Origin of the sequence: Hymenobacter polaris (genome assembly GCF_012927305.1) — a bacterium.
GTDB classification, from domain to species: domain Bacteria; phylum Bacteroidota; class Bacteroidia; order Cytophagales; family Hymenobacteraceae; genus Hymenobacter; species Hymenobacter polaris.
This window is the reverse complement of record NZ_JABBGH010000001.1, coordinates 1,642,204-1,661,425: the sequence shown is the minus strand read 5'-3', so window position 1 is coordinate 1,661,425 and position 19,222 is coordinate 1,642,204. Positions and strand designations below refer to the sequence as shown.

The 19,222-nt window shown below is 65.6% G+C and carries 12 protein-coding genes; 3 read left to right on the top strand and 9 right to left on the bottom strand.

Annotation, left to right across the window (positions count from 1 at the left end; translation table 11 throughout):
• Nucleotides 1-116 precede the first annotated feature (116 nt).
• The 9 genes from HHL22_RS07090 to HHL22_RS07050 form a co-directional block, all read right to left on the bottom strand.
• On the bottom strand, nt 117-1,265 hold the full coding sequence (locus HHL22_RS07090) for a glycoside hydrolase family 76 protein (RefSeq protein ID WP_169530231.1): 1,149 nt from the start codon (nt 1,263-1,265) through the stop codon (nt 117-119).
• Nucleotides 1,266-1,370: 105 nt separating this feature from the next.
• On the bottom strand, nt 1,371-2,504 hold the full coding sequence (locus tag HHL22_RS07085; RefSeq protein WP_169530230.1) for a SusE domain-containing protein: 1,134 nt from the start codon (nt 2,502-2,504) through the stop codon (nt 1,371-1,373).
• Between the two features lie 46 nt (nt 2,505-2,550).
• Nucleotides 2,551-4,161: a RagB/SusD family nutrient uptake outer membrane protein gene (locus HHL22_RS07080; RefSeq protein ID WP_169530229.1), complete on the bottom strand. Its 1,611-nt coding sequence runs from the start codon at nt 4,159-4,161 to the stop codon at nt 2,551-2,553.
• A gap of 22 nt (nt 4,162-4,183) precedes the next feature.
• Complete coding sequence (locus HHL22_RS07075) at nt 4,184-7,636, bottom strand: SusC/RagA family TonB-linked outer membrane protein (protein ID WP_169530228.1); 3,453 nt, start codon at nt 7,634-7,636, stop codon at nt 4,184-4,186.
• A 53-nt stretch (nt 7,637-7,689) separates the two neighbouring features.
• Nucleotides 7,690-8,736 carry a FecR family protein gene (locus HHL22_RS07070; protein WP_169530227.1) on the bottom strand — a complete coding sequence of 349 codons (1,047 nt, stop codon included), beginning with the start codon at nt 8,734-8,736 and terminating at the stop codon, nt 7,690-7,692.
• Between the two features lie 251 nt (nt 8,737-8,987).
• The gene (locus tag HHL22_RS07065) at nt 8,988-9,578 is read right to left on the bottom strand and encodes an RNA polymerase sigma factor (RefSeq protein WP_169530226.1); all 591 of its coding nucleotides are present in this window, start codon (nt 9,576-9,578) and stop codon (nt 8,988-8,990) included.
• A 104-nt stretch (nt 9,579-9,682) separates the two neighbouring features.
• Nucleotides 9,683-11,068, bottom strand: a complete 1,386-nt coding sequence (locus HHL22_RS07060; protein ID WP_206680693.1) for a sugar porter family MFS transporter — start codon at nt 11,066-11,068, stop codon at nt 9,683-9,685.
• A gap of 159 nt (nt 11,069-11,227) precedes the next feature.
• Nucleotides 11,228-12,028 carry a DeoR/GlpR family DNA-binding transcription regulator gene (locus HHL22_RS07055; protein WP_206680692.1) on the bottom strand — a complete coding sequence of 267 codons (801 nt, stop codon included), beginning with the start codon at nt 12,026-12,028 and terminating at the stop codon, nt 11,228-11,230.
• 171 nt (nt 12,029-12,199) lie between these two features.
• Complete coding sequence (locus HHL22_RS07050; protein ID WP_169530224.1) at nt 12,200-13,963, bottom strand: class I mannose-6-phosphate isomerase; 1,764 nt, start codon at nt 13,961-13,963, stop codon at nt 12,200-12,202.
• Between the two features lie 347 nt (nt 13,964-14,310).
• On the opposite strand from HHL22_RS07050, the gene HHL22_RS07045 reads away from it, so the two are divergent.
• From HHL22_RS07045 to HHL22_RS07035, 3 genes are all read left to right on the top strand, one after another.
• Nucleotides 14,311-15,165 carry an N-acetylglucosamine kinase gene (locus HHL22_RS07045; RefSeq protein ID WP_169530223.1) on the top strand — a complete coding sequence of 285 codons (855 nt, stop codon included), beginning with the start codon at nt 14,311-14,313 and terminating at the stop codon, nt 15,163-15,165.
• A 172-nt stretch (nt 15,166-15,337) separates the two neighbouring features.
• On the top strand, nt 15,338-16,801 hold the full coding sequence (locus HHL22_RS07040; protein ID WP_169530222.1) for a T9SS type A sorting domain-containing protein: 1,464 nt from the start codon (nt 15,338-15,340) through the stop codon (nt 16,799-16,801).
• Nucleotides 16,802-16,972: 171 nt separating this feature from the next.
• The gene (locus tag HHL22_RS07035) at nt 16,973-19,168 is read left to right on the top strand and encodes a GH92 family glycosyl hydrolase (RefSeq protein ID WP_169530221.1); all 2,196 of its coding nucleotides are present in this window, start codon (nt 16,973-16,975) and stop codon (nt 19,166-19,168) included.
• The last annotated feature ends 54 nt before the right edge of the window (nt 19,169-19,222 follow it).

Here is a 19,222-nt window from a genome sequence, read left to right as displayed (position 1 = left end):
CACCAGCAAGGTGGCAAAAAAACGCCCGCGCCCGGCCCCACCAGCCAGACGCGGGCAGACAAGGCGCACCCCACCGCGCAGCCTGGTCTTTTGTCGTTAGAAAGGCCTAGGGCCACCTACAAAAGCTTGCGCGCCTGCAAGTCGGCCATTACTTCGAATAGCATCACGCCGCTGAGCTGCGTCGAGCCATCGACGGTGCCGCCCGGCTGCGTCGTCCAGTTGGTGTTGAAGAGGAATTGCGGCTTGCGCGTGCCTTTCTTGTAGAGGCTTTCCGCGTTGAACTTCAGGAATGACACGTAGTTGGCGCGGGTGGCGGCGGGCACGGTGGGCTCGGTGGCCAGCAAGGCCAGGTAGCGCACCAAAATGCCCTTGAACAAGCCGCCGTCGCCGCCGCCCTCGTCCTTGAGGATGCCGTTTGGCGAGAGCTGGCTGTCGTTGAGCACGTAGCTGGCCGTGCGGTTGGCGTCGTCGAGGTAGCTGCTTTGCTGGGTGGCGCGGTACAGCTCCAGGCCGGCCCCTAGGAAGGTGCCCTGGTTGTAGCTAAAGCGCCAGTCCTTGTCTACCTGCCCGTTGCCCTGGCGGTTGATGCCGTCCCACACGGCGCCGGTGGTGGGGTCCACCAGGTTCTTCTTCTGCCAGTCGTAAATCTTCTGGGCCCAAGCCAGGTCGTCGGGGTTGCGGTCGAGCTGGTAGAGGCGGGCACCCAGGATGGCCACCGGCGCATTGGCAGGCGTGTTTTTATAGTCGAGCTGGTCCTTTTTCCAGGCGATGCCGCCGCCCTGGTTGGTGTTCCAGCCGCCCTTCAGGTCGGTCCACAGCAGCTGGGCGGTGGCTTTGTACGACTGGTCCTGGGTGGCCTGGTAGGCGCGCAGGTTGGCCAGGGCCTGCCAGGCCATGTCGTCGTAGAAATTGTTGAGGTAAGTGTTGCCGTTCTTCTTCTTGGTGCCCTGCTGCTGCAACTGCATCCGGGCGGTGTAGTCCAGCACCTTGGTGCGCTGGTAGCCATCGACCAGCACGTCGAGGCCGTGGGCCTGCCACCAGTAGTTGAAGTTGGTTTGGCCGGCGTTGTTCTGCAGGTAGTACTGGTCGCTGGACCAGAAGCCTTGGTTGAGCGCGGCCTGGGCCGAGTCGGCCCGGGCGGCCCAGTTGGCCTCTACCACCACCGGCTTGGGGGCCGGTGGGGTAATGGCATCGTCGACAGGCTCGTGGCAGGAAGTGAGGGCTAGGGCCGCCAGCAGGGCGCCGGCAGTGGTACGGAAAAGCATAGGGTGGGAGAGTTGGTGGGCTATTCCTAGGGGGGTAGTCGGCGGCAAATGGGGTGAGCTATCGGGGGGGCCGGGGGGGTGAGGCGACCCGCCTAGGGCTACTCCCTAGCGCACCTTCACCTGGTGGGTGTAGGCGGCGGGCTGCATCATCACCAGGATGTCCACGTTCTTGCGGTCGGCCGTGCCGGGGAACTTGTAGGTGTTGTTCCACTGGTCGTCGGCCACCGGCACGATGGTGTAGTAGGCAGCCGCCGTGGTGGCCGTGGGGGGCACGTTGTCCACGTTGGTGCTACCGTACTGGCGCATGGTCACTTTGCCGGCGGCGTCCTTCTCGGTGAAGATGAACTTGTAGCGCTCGTCGCGGCCCCAACTAAACTGGAAGAACTCGATGGGCGTATTGTCAACTTCCCACAGGCCCTTGCCTACGTAGGGAATGGTCACGGTCACCTTGTTCTGGGCCGAAATCCAGAGGCCTACCGACTGAATCTCGGTCACGACGGCCGAGCCGTTGTTGAAGTCGAGGGTGATGCGGTACACGCCCGTGGTGGTCGTGGGGTTGGTGGCGTTGCTGCCCTGCAGCAGCTTGGTGCCGCTGATGTAGTACTCGGTGGGCGTGCCGGTCAGCTGGTCCACCATCTTCACGTTGCCCGTGGTCAGCTTGGTATAGATTTCGAAGATGCCTGATGAGAGGCGCTTGAACGGCAGCGCCTGCCCTAGGGTGGCACCGCCCTCGGTGCCCGAGCCGGTGAGGTAGAGGTTGCCCGGAATAACCGAGAAGCCGGCGGGGCGCTCTACCGTCATGGTGCGGGCCGAGCTGGCGGGCTGCACGTTCAGGCCTTTCGAGGCGTTCACCATCCACTTCAGCTTGCCCTGGCTCTGCGAGGCGATGCCGGCCAGGTTGGCGATTTTATTGAGGTCGCCGTGGCTGAGCACCAGCTTGGTATCGAGGCCGTTGGTGCCCGATACGGTGGTGTAGACGGGCTTCGAGAAGTCGCCGCCGTCTTTGTCGAACACCACTTCGTAGAGCACCAGCGTGCCGTCAGCGGCGCGGGCCTGGCTCCACTCAAAGGTCACGGCCGCGTTGGAGGGCGGGTCGAGCTTGATGGCAACGTTGTCGGCCGGCGAGATGTAGTTGGTCACCGGCGTGATAGTGTCGTCGAGGGCTTTGTCGTCTTTTTTGCAGCCCGCGAGCAGGCCAACAACGAGCAGCAAAAGCAGGTAAATAGGAGACGTTTTCATGGGCGTGAGCGCCTAGGGTAGCAGTAAGGGTGGGAAAAGCAAAATATTACCAGCCAGGGTTTTGGCTGAGGTTGGGGTTGATGTCGCGCTCGCGCTGGGGCACCGGCCAGAGATAGTGCTTGGCGGGGTCGAAGGTGCGCTGGTCTACGCGCAGGTAGCCGCCGTCCACGTTCGGGTCGCCGGCCTTAATGCCGTGGGCGTAGCCGGTGAGGGCCGTCTGGGCGGTGCGCCAGCGACGCAGGTCGAAGATGCGCGTGCCTTCCATGGCCAGCTCGGTGCGGCGCTCGCGGCGCACGATGGTTTGCAGGGCCGCCTTGTCGCCGCCGGGGAAGGCTAGGGCCGCCCCGTCGGTGAAGCCCGCGCGGCGGCGCAGCGCCCCGATGGTGCGGTCCCACTCGGCGCTGGTGAGCTGGCCCAGCTCGTTCTTGGCCTCGGCGCGCATGAGCAGCACGTCGGCGTAGCGCACCAGTATCAGGTTCAGGCCCGAGTTGAGGTTGGCGTCGGCGGTGGGGTCGAAGTACTTGGCCACGTAGTAGCCGGTGGGGCTGGCGTCGGCGCGGTCAATGGAGTTGTCGCCGGTGCCGGGCACGGTGCGGATGAGTATGCTCGACCCATCGGGGCGCTGCCACTTGTAGCCGTCGTACACGATGGTGGCGGCGAAGCGCGGGTCGCGGCCTACGTAGGGCGTGGCCTCATTGTAGCCCGAGCCGCTCTCGGTAATCGCCTTGCCGTTGGCCATCACGTAGTCATTGACCAGTTCCTGGGTGGGGGCGATAGCGCAGATGAGCTTGCCCTCGGTGCGCGGAATGAAGAAGCGCTGCTCGGAGTAGGTGCGCGACGGATAGAGGTACTGCAGGTCCAGGATGACTTCGCTGTTGCCCTCGTTGCCGGGCGCAAACACGCCGGCGTAGCTCGAAAACAAGCTGTAGGTGCCCACCGTGCCGCCCATCAGCTGGTCGGTGGCGGTTACCACGTCGGCCCAGCGGCCCTCGTAGAGCAGCACCCGCGCCTTCACGGCCAGGGCGGCGCCCTTGGTGAAGCGGCCGCGGTCTTCGGCGGCGTAGGCGGTGTTCACGGGCAGGTCGGCGGCGGCGGCGTCCAGCTCCTTCAGCACGAAGTCGAGCACCTCGGCCCTAGGGTTGCGGGCGAGGCCAGCGGCGTCGGTCACGCTGATTTCGGTGGTTATCAGCGGCACGTCGCCGTACCAGGTCATGAGCTGGAAGTACTGGTAGGCGCGCAGGGCGCGGGCCTCAGCGATGTAGCGCGCCTTCAGGCCGGCATCGAGCGTCGAAATCTTGTCGATGTTAGCCAGCACCTGGTTGCACTTGCGGATGCCCGAGTAGTGGTAGCCCCACTCGTTGGTGACGCGCGCCTGGTTGGTGCCGTAGGCGCCCTCGGCGATGTTGCGGGCGTTGGAGCCGTTCACGTCGCTCTTGTTGTAGGCGTTGTCCGAGAGCGTCTCGTTGAAGAAGAAATACTCGGAGTTGTAGAGGTTCTCGTAGGCCGTGGTCAGCACGTTGGCCGCGTCGCTGGGCTGGGTCCAGAACGTGGCGTCGGTGGGCCGGTCGGTGGGCGGCAGGTCGAGCTTTTGGCAGGCGCCGAGCCCTAGGCCCAGCCCGAGCCCCAGCAGGAGCGTATGGCGAAAATGGCGGTTCATCTGGCGGTGGGTGGGATAGCGATTAGAGAGTAATGTCGAGGCCTAGGGTCATCACGCGCACGGCGGGGTACACGCGGCCGCTGCTGCCCACGCCGCCGCCCTGGCCCACGCTTTCGCTGAACTCCGACAGCTCGGGGTCAAACCCGATTTTCTTCAAGTGACTGATGGTGAACAGGTCCTGGCCCGAGGCGAAGATGCGCAGCCGCTGGATGTAGGCCCGCTTGGTGAGGGTGGCGGGTAGCGTGTAGCCAAGCTGCACGTTCTTGAGTCGGGCGTAGGCGCCGTTGCGCAGCCAGTAGTCCGAGCCCTGGTTATTGTTGGTGGAGGCCGTGCCGATGGTCAGGCGCGGGTAGCTGCCGCCCGGATTGGTGGGCGTCCAGCGGTCGAGGTGCTGCTGGTACACGTTCTCCCAGTTGTTGTGGAAAGCTTCCACGCCCTCGCCCCGGATGTAGAGGCTACGCTTGCCCACGCCCTGCACAAACACCAGCAGGTCGAAGCCTTTGTAATCGGCCGAGTAGGTGGCGCCGAAGGTGTAGCGCGGGAAGGGGTTGCCCAAAATAAAGCGGTCGTCCTGGTTAATCACGCCGTCGCCGTTGCGGTCCACGTAGCGGATGTCGCCGGGCCGCACCGTGCCGGGGGCCACAAACGAGGGCTTGGGGCCGGCGGCGATTTCCTCCATCGTCTGGTAGAGGCCATCGGTTTTGTAGCCGTAGTACGAGTTGATGGGGTAGCCCTCGCGGATGATGTTGGTGGCGTCGCCGCCCCGGATGGTTTCCACGCCCTTGGTGTCGAGCACCGTGTTGCGGGTGTCGGCCGCGTTCAAGCTCAGGCTCTGGTTGAAGCCGCGCTCGGTGCGCATGCGGTAGGTAGCCGTGATTTCCCAGCCCTGGTTGCGCACGCGGGCCGCGTTTTGGGTGGGCGCGCCGGCCCCGAAGGCCCCAGCCACCGGCAGGTCAATCAGGATGTTGCTGGTGCGCTTGTCGAAGTAGTCGGCGCTGAACGACAAGGCGTTTTGGAAGAAGCTGAAATCCACACCCACGTTACCCATGGTAGCGGTTTCCCAGGTAATGGCCGAGTTGGAGGTGCTGAAGTAGGAGCCCGACACCGGCACGCCGCCAAACGAGTAGGTGCCCGGCGAGAGGCTCACGGTGCTCAGGTAGCGGTAGAGGCCGATGTTCTGGTTGCCGAGCTGCCCTAGGGAGGCGCGGAACTTCAGGTCGCTGAACACGGGCTTGAGGAAATCCAGGAAGTTCTCGTCCAGCGGGTGCCAGCCCACCGAGCCCGAGGGGAAGAAGCCCCAGCGCCGGTTGCTGGCAAAGCGCGACGACCCATCGTAGCGGAAGCTACCCTCAATCAGGTACTTGCCGGCAAACGAGTAGTTGACGCGGCCAAACACCGAGTTCAGGGCCCACTGCTCCTGGTTGCCGTAGGTGCCGTTGGCGTGGTAGCCGCCGCTGGGGTCGTACACCCCGGCGTAGGTGGTGCCGTTGTTAATCACCCCAAACTGGTTGCCGGGCACGTTGATGACGTGGATGCCGCGGCGGTCGTCGGTGTAGTGCTCGGTCGAGTAGCCTACCACGGCCTGCACGCCGTGCTTGTCGGCAAAGGTGCGGTCGTAGTTGAGGGTGGCCTGGTAGTTGGTGAGCAGCGTGCGCTGGTTGCGGTTCTGCACCGAGTTGTTGCCGTCGCCGCCGGCCGTGGGCGAGCCGTCGAGCGTCACGTACATGAGGCTGCGCTGGAACTCGTCGTTCTGGTAGTTCCACAGGTCGCCGCCCACCAGGCCGCGCAGCCGCAAGCCCTTGATGATTTCAAACTCGGCGTTGAGGTTGCCGAATACGTTGTCGTTGGAGTTGGTGCGCAGGCCGCCATTCAGCAGGCGGTTCACCGAGTTGTCGCTGGCCGTGGCCGGGGTCACGTAGTTGCCCTGGTCGTCCTGAATGGGGTAGATAACCGGGATGCGGGCCGCGTCGCTGATAATCCACTGCGAGTCGAAGGCGTGCTCGCGGGTGCCCACGTGGGCATACGACGCAATGGCGCCAATCTTGAGCCGGTCGATCACCTGGGTCGTCAGGTTGATGCGGCCGTTGAGGCGCTTAAAGCCGTAGTTATCCCCGTAGAAGAGGCTATTCTGGTCCACGTACCCTAGGGACACCAGGTAGCGGGTTTTGCCCGCGCTGCCGCTCACGCTCAGGTTGTGGTTCTGCTGGAAGGCCTGCTTTTTCAGCACCTGGTTCAGCTGCCAGTCGTAGTCGCCGTGGGCCGCGAAATCGCGCATCTGCTGCGGCGTAAACTGCGGCGCCTGCCCCGAATTCACCAGCGCCTCGTTCTTCAGCTCCATAAACTGGAGGCCCGTCACGGGCTTGCGCTGGAAGTTGGGCGCTTGCCAGCCCAGCGTGGTGTTGTAGGCGATGGTGGGCTTCTGGTTGAGGGCGCCCTGCTTGGTGGTTACCAGCAGCACGCCATTGGCCGCGCGCGAGCCGTAGATGGCGGCCGAGGCGGCGTCCTTTAGCACCGTTACGCTCTCAATATCATTGGGGTTGATGGCGTTGAGCGAGCCCGCGATGCCGTCCACGATAATCAGCGGCGAGGCGTTGCCGAGGGTGCCCACGCCCCGGATGTTGATGTTGAGGCCCGCGCCCGGCTCGGCGCTGTTTTGCTGAATAGTGAGGTTGGGCGAGGTGCCCTGCAGGGCCTGGGCCACGGTGGTTACGGGGCGGTTTTCGAGCGTCGCGCCGTTCACCGTGTTGATGGCGCCCGTTACGTTGGCGCGCTGCTGGGTGCCGTAGCCCACCACCACCACGTCGTTCAGGCTCTGCGCCTCCTCCACCAGTGCCACGTTCAGGTTGGTGGTGGCGCCGGCCACCGGCACCTCCTTGCGGGTGTAGCCCACGAAGCTGAATACCAGCACGCTATTGGCGGGCGCCTGCAGGCTGAATCGGCCATCGGTATTGGTGGTGGCGCCCTGGGTGGTGCCCTTCACTACCACCGTTACGCCCGGCAGGCCCACGCCCTTCTCGTCGGTTACGCGGCCGGCGATGGTGATGTCGGCCAGGGCGTCGCCCTGCGGCTCGGCGGCGGCCAGCGGCGCCGTGTCGGCGGCGGGCACGGCCCCCACCGGCGCCGACGCCTTGGGCACGATGACGTAGAGGCCGTCCTTGAGCAGCTCGAACTGCAGGCCGCTCTGCTGCGTCACGTAGCGCAGGGCCTCTGGCAGCGACTTAAAGCTGGGGTGGGTTTTGGCCAGGTAGCGGCCCGTCACCAGCTGGTTGCGGTACAGGAAGTTGACCTTGTAGGTGCTTTGCAGCTCCTTGATGAACGCCTCGAGCGGTACCTGGGCGGCCGACGCGCGCACCGAGGCCACGGGGCTGCGCGGGTTTTGCACGGCGAGGGCCAGGGCCCCCTGGGCGCGGCTGACGCCGCTGGGCACGGCGCCCAGCAAGAGGGCCAGGCGCACGTAGCGGGTAAAATTTGCCATATGGTTGGGTGGGGAAAGGAAAAATGCGAGCAGAAAAAAGGCCTAGGGCTAGCCTAGCGGGCCAGGGTACCGAAGCGCACCACGTTGCCGGTGCGCACGACGGGCACGCCTAGGGTCTTGGCCAGGGCGGGCAGCAGCAGGTCGGGGTCGTTGGCGGGCAGCAGGCCGGTCAGGGTCTGGTTCAGCAGGGCGGGGTCGGCCACCTCCACCTGCCAGTTGTAGTTGTCGCGCAGCAGCTGCACGAGGTCGCGCAAGGGCGTTTGCTGTAGCTGCAGCTGGCCCTGCGTCCAGGCCGAGTACAGGGCGGGCTGCACGCGCCGGCGGGTGAGCTGCGGGGCGGCTTCGGAGGTTTCGACCAGGTCGCCGGGCTGCATCAGTAGGTTTTCGCTGCCCAGCCAGGCGCGGCGGTCCACGGCTACCTTGCCCGAGTTGAGCACCACTTTAGTGCTGGTAGGCTGGTTGTTAACCGTGAACTGGGTGCCGAGTACGGCGATGTCGAGCCAGCCGGCGTGCACCACAAACTTGGCCGGGGCCGAAGCGGCGGCAATGTCCTGCACGGCCGGGGCCGCCCGGTGCGTCACCTGGAAGTACGCCTCGCCGGTCAGCCACACTTCGCGGGGCGTAGTGGCGGTCCAGCGAGTGACGGCGGTCAGCTTGGCGTTGGCGTTGAGCACCACCACCGAGCCATCGGGCAGGGTGAGTGTGCGCTGCTGGTGGGGGGCGGCCACGTACTCGGTAGTGGGGCCGGTAGCCGGCCACTGCCACCAGCCCACGGCGGCCAGCACCGCGGCGGCCAGCGAGCCCACCAGCACCCGGGCGCGGCGGCGCCCGCGCAGCCAGGGCTGCGGCGTGGGGGCCCACAGGGTTTGGCGCAGGCGCTGCAGCTCCTGGTGCTTCAGCTCGGCCGGCACGTTGAGGCGCGGGCCGGGTCCCAGGCCCCGCACCAGGGCGGCCGCCAGGTCGGCATCGGCTTGGTGCGCGGGGTGCGCGGCCAGCCACGCCTGCCAGAAGCGTCCGGCCTCCGAGTCGGCATCGGCCACGAAGGCCTGAAACGACTCGTCCGCCACGAAGTCACTTACCGCGTAATTCGTCAAATCCATAAGCAGGCCGGGTGGGAAGAACCGAACTTTTCTTGACCACGTGCGTAGCGCGTTTTTGTACTGTAAGTAGCGTGAAGAGTTTTTTTAGATTTTCTTCAAAACACTTATTTACAGTGCATTAATTTTCGAAAAAGCTTTTGGGTCATGCAGAGCGCAGCAAAGCATCTCGCTCGAATTGTTGACTTCGTAACCCTAGCGTCCGCTTGCGAGATGCTTCGCTACGCTCTGCATGACGGACAGTTTACCAATTTTTACAGTAGGTATTTCAGCAGCCACCCGTGCAACACCAGCAGCAGCGCGGGCGGCAGCACCTGGCGCAGCCGCTTGATGGCCTGGTGCACCAGGTTGCGCACCGACTGCGGGTTGAGGTCCATGATTTCGGCGATGCGGTCGTAGCCGAAGCCGTCGAAAAACTTAAGATGTAGCGCCTCGCGGTGCCGGTTGCTGAGCTGCCCGAGGGCCGCCAGCAGCTGGGCTTGCTGCTCGCTGGTCAGCTGCTGGGCAATCAGGAAGTCTTCGGGCGAGTGCTGCACGGGAGCCTCGTCGAGGTAGCCGGTTTGCAGGGCCGAGCGGCGCTTCTGGGCCCGCCGCTCGTCGGTGATGTGGTGGCGCAGGGCGGTGAAGAGGTAGGGCCGGGTTTCGGCCACGGGCCCTAGGCCCTGGCGGCGCTGCCACAGCCGCTGAAACAGGTTCTGGATGCAGTCCTTCACGGCCTCCTCATCGCCCAGCAGGCGCATGCCATAGCGGTACAGCTCGTCGTAGTGCGCCAGGAAGATGCGCTCGAACGCCTGCTTGCTGCCCGCTAGAAAGTCGTTCCACAGCGGGGCATCGGGCGGCGTCATAGCAACGGAGGAGGTTAGCGCGGGAGGGGCCGAAAAGTTAAGGATGAAGTTTGCTTAAACGTATTAGCAAGCTCGGACAACTGCGCAGGGCAGCGCGGCCCCGCCTAGTGCCAGCTCCGCTCAATCTCCTCCAGCGAGCGCCCCTTGGTTTCGGGCACGCCCCGCCACACAAACAAGAAGGTGAAGGCCGACAGCGCCGCGTAGAGCCCGAACGCGCCCCCTAGGCCCGCCGCCTTCACCAAGGAAAGGAAGGTGTAGGAGATGAGCGTGCAGGCGGCCCACAGCGCCACCGTGGCCAGCGAGGCCGCCCGGCCGCGCACGGCGTTGGGGAAAATCTCGGCGATAACGACCCACACGCCCGGCCCCAGGCCCACCGCGAAGCAGGCCACGTAGAGCATGATGAAGCCCAGCAGCCACGGCCCCGACGCCCCCACGTGCAAGGCCGCCACCAGCGCCCCTAGGGCCAGCGCCATACCGCCCGAAGCCAGCAGTAGCAGCGGCTTGCGCCCCACCCGGTCGATAACGAACAGCGCCACGATGGTGCCCGCGAAGTTGATGCCCCCGATAAGCGCGTTGGCCCCGATGGCCGACGAGGCGCTTTGCCCGCTGTGCTCGGTGAGGATGAGGGAGCCGTAGTACAGGATGGTGTTGATGCCCGTAACCTGCTGCAACACCGCCAGCACCACCGCGATGCGCAGCGGCCGGCGCAGGCGCGGCTGACTCAGGCTGGCGGCCTCGCCCTGCTCTTCGGCCAGGGCAGCCTGGATTTCGGCGGCCTCAGCGGTAGCGGCGGCGGGGCCGTTGAGGCGGGTGAGGGTGCCGAGGGCCTCGGTGTCGCGGCCCTGGCCTAGCAGCCAGCGGGGGCTTTCGGGCACCAGCAGCAGCGTGAGCATGAAGAGCAGCGAGGGTACGGCGGCGGCGGCAAACATCCAGCGCCACGAGGCCAGACCCAAATCGGCGAGGTAGTAGCTGGCGACGTAGGCCAGCAAGATGCCCGTCACGATGGCCAACTGGTTGAGCGTGACCAGCCGGCCACGGATGCGGGCCGGCGCGATTTCGGCCAGGTAGAGCGGCACCAGCAGCGAGGCCACCCCGATGGCCAGGCCACCCGCCAGCCGCGCCAGCACAAACTCGGTGAGCGTGCGCGGCACTGCCGCCGCCAGCGCCGACACCGTGAACAGCGCCGCCGCCCCAAACAGTAAGCGTTTCCGCCCGTAGCGGTCGGTGAGCCAGCCGGCCACCGCCGCGCCCGCCACCGCCCCAAACAAAATAGCGCTGGCTGCCAGCTCGGTTTGCGCGTCGCTCAGGCCGAAGTCCTTCTTCAAGAACACCAGCGCGCCGTTGATAATGGCCGTGTCGAAGCCGAACAGCAGCCCGCCCAGAGCCGCCACGGCCCCGATGAGGTACACGTAGGCGGCATTGACGGGCGGGGCGGGCGGCCCGGCTACCGCTTGGCGGTAGGGAGGGCCGGGAGCAGCTTGCATGGACATAGCAGGGTGGGAAAAGGAAATAAGTGTTTGTTTGGAGGCGGCTCACCCCCCGGCCCCCTCTCCTTCAGAGAGGGGGAGCCTAACGAAAGCAAATGACCGCGCCGCCGTGGCTCCCCCTCTCTGAAGGAGAGGGGGCCGGGGGGTGAGGCCCTCCCACCTTCACACCCGCAGCACCTCGATGCCGAGGGCGCAGAAGGGCGCCACCTGCTCGTCGGTGGCGCCGGTGTCGGTGATGAGCCGGTGCACCTCGGCGGCGGGGCAAATGAGCGAGGTAGTGACGGTGCCGAGCTTGGTGTGGTCGGCCACCACGATGCGCTGCTTGGCCTGCCGCACCATCACCTGGATGATGGCCGCCTCCTCTGGGTGCAGCGAGGTGAGGCCCTTTTGGGCGTCGATGCCGTTGACGCCGATGAAGACCTTATCGACAAAAAACTGCCCTAGGGCCTGCGCCGTGGCCGGGCCCACCAGCGAAAACCAGCCGCCCGTGAGGAAGCCGCCCGTCACGAACACGCGCACGTCGCTGCGGTGGCTCAGCTCCATGGCCACGTTCACGGTGTTGGTCACGACCGTGACGCCCGCGCCCGGCCGCAAACTGCGCGTGACTTGGGTGGTAGTGGTGCCGGCCGTGAGCGAGATGATTTCGCCCGGCTGAATGAGGGCGGCGGCGGCCAGCCCGATGCGGCGCTTCTCGGCCAGGTTGCGGTCGATTTGCTCGTGGAAGCTAGAATCGTAGCGGAAGGGCTCGTAGAGCAGCGGCTCGCGGGGCACGGCGCCGCCGTGGGTGCGCCGCAGCCGGCCGCGCTGCTCCAGCTCCATAAGGTCGCGCCGCACGGTAGCCACCGATACGCCAAACTGCGCAGCGAGCTCATCAACGGCCACAGTGCCAGCTTGCAGCAGCTTTTCGACGATGGTTTGGGCGCGCACGGCCGCGGCATTATCGGGAGTAAGGAGGTCAGACACGGGAAGTAATGGTTTTAATAAGAACGTCATGCTGAGCGAAGTCGAAGCATCTCTACCGCGCCGTTCGGGTGTCGTTCAACGAAGCGGTAGAGATGCTTCGGCTGCGCTCAGCATGACCGCCTTTTTTTGCGCTATATTCTGTATCATAAGCAGTTGGGGCGGCCCTAGGGGCTAGGTGCGCACGTAGGCCTTCATGGTGGCGCATTCGGTGCCGACGGCCGGGCCGTGGGGCCGGATGGTGTAGGCGCCCACCGCGGCGGGCACGATAAACGTTTCGGCGTAGTGCACCACGTAGGGCTCGAAGGCGCCGGTGGGGCTTTCTACCACGGCCTCGGCGCCCTGCACCAGGTTGAGCACCTGCACGCCCCCTAGGGTATCGTGCGGCACCGGGCCCGTAAACCAGTGGCGGCGCGTTTCGATGAATTCGCGCTCGTGCAGGCCGGTGCGCTCCTCGCGCCAGCCTTCGCCGCGGGCTACCTCCTGCACCTGGTTGACGAGGTGCTGCTGCACCCAGGCGGTAGTGCGGTCGGGCTGGATGTTGGCCGCGCCGTGCGCCAGGTGGATGGGCCTAGGCTGGCCGTCGAGGCCCAGGCGCGCCCAATCCCAGAGCTTGAAGGTGAAGATGTAGGGCGTGGCCGAAATCTCCAGCACCATACCGCCCGCCCCCGAGCAGTGGATGGTACCCGCCGGAATGAGGAAGTGGTCGTGCCGGTGGGCCGGAAACTCGTTGATATACTCGGCCGCCAGAAACGGGGCCGCGGGGTCGTCCTGGGCGCGCTGCAAGTCGGCCAGCATAGCGGGCAGCTTCGCGCCCTCCTTGAGGCCCAGGTACACGGTGGCGCCGGGCGCGGCGTCGAGCATATAGTAGCTCTCGTCCTGGGTGTAGCTGAGGCCAAACTTATCGAAGGCGTACTCGGTGAGCGGGTGCACTTGCAGCGAGAGGTTGCCGCCACCCACGGTGTCGAGGAAGTCGAAGCGGATGGGAAACTCGGTGCCGAAGCGGCCGTGCACGGCCTCGCCCAGCAGCTCGCGCGGGTGGGCAAACACGAGGTCGAGGCTCGGGATTTCGACCCGCGCCGCGCCAAAGCCCAGCAGCAAAGAGTTTTCCTCGAGCACGCAGTCGAAGCCCCAGGCGTAGTTGGGCGGGCCGTCGGGCAGGTCGAGGTGCTCGCGCATCCACTGCCCGCCCCAGGGTCCGGGGTCGAAAAACGGCACCACCCGAAACGGCCGCCGCACGGTGGCCGCCAGTGCCGCCCGCAGGTCGGCGCCAGCAATGAGCTTAGGCGCGGCGGGGTCGTTGGTATCGAGCAGGAAGTCGGCGCGGGGCAGGGTTTGCTTCTTGAGGCGGTCGGCCGCGCGCCAGTCCACAAAGTAGGCCCGCTTGTACTTCAGGCTGGCTTTCTCGGCGAAATTGTCGCTTCCCAGGTTGGCGATGTCGCCGCGCCGCTGCCGCAGCTGGATTTCCCAGCGGGCCAGGTCGGCGTACACCAGCACGGTGGGGCTAGGGCACACCAGCGTGGCCCCGGTGCCCAGCACCAGCACCAGCTGCCCGGTGGCGGCGGCCAGCGTGGCCTGCGCCACCTGCATCTTCTGCGGGTCCAGGAAGTCGCGCACCGTCAGGCCGTTGAGCCGGCCGAATACCGGGTCGTCGGTGAGTGGGCCGGCCACCAGCGCGTCGAGGTCGGCGGGGGCGCGGTAGAGGTCGTCGGCCACCAGGCACAGCGCCGGGTGCAGGGCCTCGGTGAGGGCCTGGCGCAGCGGCCCTAGGGCGGTGCCGGGGTAGCACTCTACGGCCAGCACCAGCGGCTGGCCGGGAGTGGCATGGGCGGGTAGCGCCGCGCGCAGCGCCGCCCCGATGGCGGCCCACCCCGTTTGGCAAGCCTCGGCTTTGGCCACCGGCACAAAGGGAAACTTGTCGTAGTTGGAGGTGCGCATCGGGTAGAAGAAGGGTGGAGGGTGGAAAAGGAGACAAAGCAGGGAGTCGCGCCAGTACCGTGGACGCTGCGAGTCCGCGCGTACCACTGCTCGGCTGAGCAAACTCGCGGACTCGCAGCGTCCACGGTACTGGCTGGCGCAGTCACTCAAGCAGGCGGGGCTGCTGCGAGCTTGCGACTGCAAATATTGAAGGTAAAAATGTTTGTTTTGTGCCTAAACGAGCAAAATAATTTTTATTTTCTCCAATCTGCCCGTTTACTTTGCTATCCGCTTGGCCCGTGCTGCTGACAATTGCTTGCTAACCCAGGCCATTTTGCCCCTGCGGGCGCTACTCCTTTTCCCACCCTATGATTCTGATAGCAGACGGCGGCTCTACCAAAACCACTTGGTGCCTGGTTGATGCCCACGGCACGCGCTCCCTTTTCCACACCGAAGGCTACAACCCGGAGTTCATCAGCACGGCGGGCATCATCGCCTCGCTGCGCCAGCACCTGCCGGCCACGCTGGCGCCCAAAGCCATCACGGAGGTGCACTACTACGGCGCCAGCGTCGTGACGCCCGAGCAGGTGGCCACCGTAGCCGATGGCATGCAGGAGGTATTCAGCCAGGCCCGCGTGGTGGTGGGACACGACCTGCTGGCGGCGGCGCGGGCGCTGCTGGGCCGGCAGCCGGGCTTCGCGGCCATCCTGGGCACGGGCACCAACTCGTGCCTCTACGACGGCGAGCAGATTACCCACAACGTGGACTCCCTAGGGTACTTCCTGGGCGACGAGGGCAGCGGGGCCTTCCTGGGCAAGGCGCTGCTGCGCGACTATTTGCGCGGCCAGATGCCTGCCGAGCTGGAGGCCAGCTTCCGGGCCACCTACGGCCTGGGGCGCGATGCCATTTTAGACCGGCTTTACAACCAGCCGTTTCCGAACCGCTTCGTGGCCAGCTTCGCCAAGTTCGCCTCCGACCATTACCAGGCGCCCTACTGCCAGCAGCTGGTGGCCGAGGCCTTCGACCTGTTCTTTAAGAATATCATTTGCAAGTACCCGGCCTACGAGGCGCACACCTTCAACTGCGTAGGGTCGGTGGGCTACAACTTCCGCGAGGTGCTGACCCAGGCCGCCGCGGCGCACGGCATGGCGGTGGGCAAGATTATCTCTTTGCCCATCGACGACCTAGTTTCTTACCACCTGGACGAGTACAAAAACGGCTAGCGTGCGTCGTGCTAGTGGCAGCCTCACCCCCGACCCCCTAGCCCCCTGCGGGGGAGAGGAGTCACGACGGCGCATTTATGAACTCATTAGGCTCCCCTCTCCCGTAGGGGAGGGGTCGGGGGTGGGGCGGCCCTCACCCATCTATACCTTTTCCCACCCTTTCCCGCTCGTTATGAGGCGCATTTCTACCCGCACCCTAGGGGGGCTGCCCCTGGCCCTGTTGCTGGCCGTCAGCCTGCTCGCGGTCCCGGCCGCCCAGGCCCAGAACAAGTACCAGGTGGCTGGCGAAGCCATTCTCGACAAGCTCAACACCAAGTTTTACAACGCCAGCAAGCAGCTCTACGTGGAGCAGCTCAATGGTAATGAGGAGGTTATCGTGGAGCGCGGCGGCGTGAGCTACGTGTGGCCGGCCTCGCACATGCTGCGGGCGCTGCGCTACGGCGCCCTCGAAAACCCCACCAAGTACACCGCCCGCCTCAAGTCCTACGCCTACGCCCTCGACCAGTACCGCCAAAACGGCAAGTACGCCTCCGACATCGTGCCCGGCGCCGACCCGCTCTACGACGACAACGCCATCGTGGGCCTGGCCCTGTTCGATGCTTACCAGCAGGTACTGCCCACCGAAACCGGCCTGCGCGACCGCTCGCTCATCGGCCTCAACTACTGCCTGGGGGCGCGCGACGCCAACTGGGGCGTGCCCCAAAAGGAGGCCGAGCTGGGCTGGGGCAAGTTCTACTCGCAGGCCACGATTTTGCCCGCGCTGCACTGCGCCGAGCTGGCCAAGGACAACCCCGACCCGATGTACCTGGATATTGCCAAGGGCTACTACGAGCGCATCAACAACGTGAACTGGCGACTGCGCGATGCCGGCACCAACCTCATCAACCAGTTTTCCTTCAACAACAACGGCGCCTGGAGCCTGGCCGGCCACGGCGAAAACGGCGGCGGCTACCGCGCCTACCAAACTACGCCCGACATTCAGCTGGCTTTGCGCCTCTACCAGCGCACCGGCGACAGCCACTACCTCGATGACGCCACCCTGATGGCCAACGCTTGCCTGCGCCAGTGGTACACCCCCGGCCAGGGCGTGCGCGAAATTTCGTTTTGGGGCGGCAGCGACCTGGTAGAAATGTTGGTGGACTTCTATGAGGTGGACCACAACGCCAAGTGGCTCGACGCGGCCCGCAACATCGTGGACTACCTCATCGACTACGGCCGCGACCAGCTCGGCTACTACCCCGGCTCCTACAACGACTCGGACGGCACCTGGAGCATCGACCGCCGCTACCTCTTCCCCGGCTCCATCCAAATGATGGGCCAGGCCTGCGCCGCCGCCGCCATCCTGCGCGTGGCGCAAGTCACGGCCGCTACGCCGCTAGCTGCCACCAGCGCCGCCGCTGCCAAAGCCACCGACCTGTTTCCCAACCCCGCCACGAACCGCCTGACCCTGCAAACCAACCGCCAGCCAATAGCCGGCCAGGTGACGGTGGCCGATGCCCTAGGGCGCACGGTGCTGACTGCCAGCGCCCCGACCGCAACGCTCGATGTATCGTCGCTCGCGCCTGGCGTGTACACCGTGTCGTGGCTCAGCGGCGGGCAGCACTTGGCCAAGCGCTTTGTTAAGCAGGCCGAGTAGGTTGGCAAACGTAAGACCCCACCCCCGGCCCCTCCCCTCCGGGAGAGGGGAGCCACGGCGGCGCAGTCGTGAGCAATCGTTCGGCTCCCCTCTCCCCAAGGGGAGGGGCCGGGGGTGGGGTCCACCACCAGGGCCCATCCCACCACCTTCTAAGTCCTTTTCATCGATAACATGACGCAACCCCGCCTACGCTCTTTGTTTCTGCTCGCGGCCCTAGGGCTCGGTTCCTGCGCCCGCACGGTGCCCACTACCTCGGGTGGGGGCGACGCGGCCGGCCAGGGCCCCGCCCAGTACGTCAACCCGCTTATCGGCACGGCGGCATTTACCGACCCCAAGCTGGTGGGCTACGTGGCCCCGCCCGACTGGCACGGCGTGTGGGCCGGGCTGGCGTTTCCGGGCAGCGCCCTGCCCAACGCCATGGTGCAGCTTAGCCCCGTTACGGAGTTCAACACCGGCTCGGGCTACCAGTACGAGGATACGGTTATCCAAGGGTTTGCGCACACCAACAAAGGCCACTGGAACCTCTGCCACCTGCCGGTGCTGCCCGTGGTGGGCCCAGCCAAGGCCGATGGCAGCTACTCCTCGCGCTTCTCGCACGATACCGAAACGGCGGCGCCCGGCTACTACGGCGTGACACTGGACGACTACCACGTGCGCGCGCAGCTGACCTCGACCCTGCGCTGCGGCCTGCACCAGTACACCTTCGCCCAGCCCCAGGGCCGCAGCCTCGTGTTTAAGCTGGGCCGCTCCAACGAGCGCGTCAACGATTGGATTATCGAGAAAGTGGGCCCTAGGGTGGTGCAGGGCTTCCAGAAGACGGGCGGCCAAACCGCCTACTTCTACGCCCAGCTCAGCGATGATATTCAAGACATTGCCATCCAGGGCAAGGGTACCCGCGAGGGCCTGGCCGTGGTAAAGCTGGCCGACGGCAGCCGGAAGCCCGTGGAGCTGCGCATCGGCCTCTCGTTCGTGAGCACCGCCAACGCCCAGCAAAACCTGGCGCAGGAGCTGGGCACCCGCTCGTTCGAGGAGGTGCGCCGCGCCGCCACCGCCACCTGGAACCAGCTGCTGACCCGCGTGGCCGTGAAGGGCGGCACGGCGCAGCAGCAAACCATGTTCTACACCTGCCTCTACCGCTCGTTCTTGTGGCCCGCCTTGCGTAGCGACCTCAATGGCGAATACACCGACGTGAAAGGCCAGGTCGTGAAGGCCGACTTTCAGTACTACACCCTGCCCTCGCTCTGGGATACCTACCGCAACAAAGACGTGCTGATGAGCATGTTGGAGCCGGGCGTGACCACCGACATTATTAAGTCGATGCAGGACATCGGCGACAAGACGGGCTTCATCCCCACCTTCTTCCACGGCGACCACGCGGCCTCGTTCGTGGCCGGGGCCTACCAGCGCGGCGTCACCAATTTCGACGTGCAGGACGTGTACCGCCTGCTGCTGCGCAATGCCAACGTGGAGGGCGGCACCCGGCCCCACATCAAGGAGTATATCGAGAAGGGCTACATCTCGACCACCGAAGTAGCCGCGCCCAACGTGGAAACCCCCGGCAGCGCCGGCGTGTCGAAAACGCTGGAGTACGCCTTCGACGACTACGCCGTGGCCCAGCTGGCCCAGGCCCTGCACGACACCGCGCAGTACCGCACCCTGATGGCGCGCTCCAAAAACTACCGCAACGTGTTCGACCCCAGCACCAAATTCATGCGCGGCCGGCAAGCCAACGGCCAGTGGGTGCAGCACTTCAACCCGCAGTACCCCTACTACGAGTACATGTACCGCGAGGCCAACGCCTGGCAGGTGTCCTTCTTCGCGCCCCACGACATGCCGGGCCTGGTGCAGCTCTACGGCGGCCCTAGGCCCTTCGAGGCCAAGCTCGACTCGCTCTTCACCGTGCCCTGGAACCCCGCCTACATCGCCCGCAACGTGTCGGGCTTCATCGGCCAGTACTGCCAGGGCAACCAGCCCGACCACGAGGCGCCGTTTGCCTACTACTACGTGGACAAGCCCGAGAAATCGCAGCGCCGCCTCGATGAAATCATGGCCAAGTTCTACAACACCGGCGAAAAAGGCTTGGCCTTCTCGGGCATGGACGACGCGGGCGAGATGTCGGCCTGGTACGTGTTCAGCGCCGCCGGCCTCTACCCCCTCTCCGCCGCCGACACGCGCTATATCGTTACGGTCCCCCTGTTCGACGAAGTGCGCTGGACCATGCCGGGCGGCAAAGTGCTGACGATGAAAAAGTCCGGCCCCAGCCGCAACCTCAGCACCATCCAGGTAAACGGCACCGCGAACAACGGCTACTTCGTGCCCTACCAGCTATTCAACACCGGCGGGCAGCTGGAGGTCGTGACGAAGTAGGCGCCCGATTAAGACCCTAGGGCCCGCCGCACGCTACTAGCTGAGTCGGTAGGA

What these genes read in the sequence shown, in the direction of transcription:
- HHL22_RS07090 (WP_169530231.1), bottom strand. Translation starts at nt 1,265, where the DNA reads ATGCTTTTCCGTACCACTGCCGGCGCCCTGCTGGCGGCCCTAGCCCTC.
- HHL22_RS07085 (WP_169530230.1), bottom strand. Translation starts at nt 2,504, where the DNA reads ATGAAAACGTCTCCTATTTACCTGCTTTTGCTGCTCGTTGTTGGCCTG.
- HHL22_RS07080 (WP_169530229.1), bottom strand. Translation starts at nt 4,161, where the DNA reads ATGAACCGCCATTTTCGCCATACGCTCCTGCTGGGGCTCGGGCTGGGC.
- HHL22_RS07075 (WP_169530228.1), bottom strand. Translation starts at nt 7,636, where the DNA reads ATGGCAAATTTTACCCGCTACGTGCGCCTGGCCCTCTTGCTGGGCGCC.
- HHL22_RS07070 (WP_169530227.1), bottom strand. Translation starts at nt 8,736, where the DNA reads ATGGATTTGACGAATTACGCGGTAAGTGACTTCGTGGCGGACGAGTCG.
- HHL22_RS07065 (WP_169530226.1), bottom strand. Translation starts at nt 9,578, where the DNA reads ATGACGCCGCCCGATGCCCCGCTGTGGAACGACTTTCTAGCGGGCAGC.
- HHL22_RS07060 (WP_206680693.1), bottom strand. Translation starts at nt 11,068, where the DNA reads ATGTCCATGCAAGCTGCTCCCGGCCCTCCCTACCGCCAAGCGGTAGCC.
- HHL22_RS07050 (WP_169530224.1), bottom strand. Translation starts at nt 13,963, where the DNA reads ATGCGCACCTCCAACTACGACAAGTTTCCCTTTGTGCCGGTGGCCAAA.
- HHL22_RS07045 (WP_169530223.1), top strand. Translation starts at nt 14,311, where the DNA reads ATGATTCTGATAGCAGACGGCGGCTCTACCAAAACCACTTGGTGCCTG.
- HHL22_RS07040 (WP_169530222.1), top strand. Translation starts at nt 15,338, where the DNA reads ATGAGGCGCATTTCTACCCGCACCCTAGGGGGGCTGCCCCTGGCCCTG.
- HHL22_RS07035 (WP_169530221.1), top strand. Translation starts at nt 16,973, where the DNA reads ATGACGCAACCCCGCCTACGCTCTTTGTTTCTGCTCGCGGCCCTAGGG.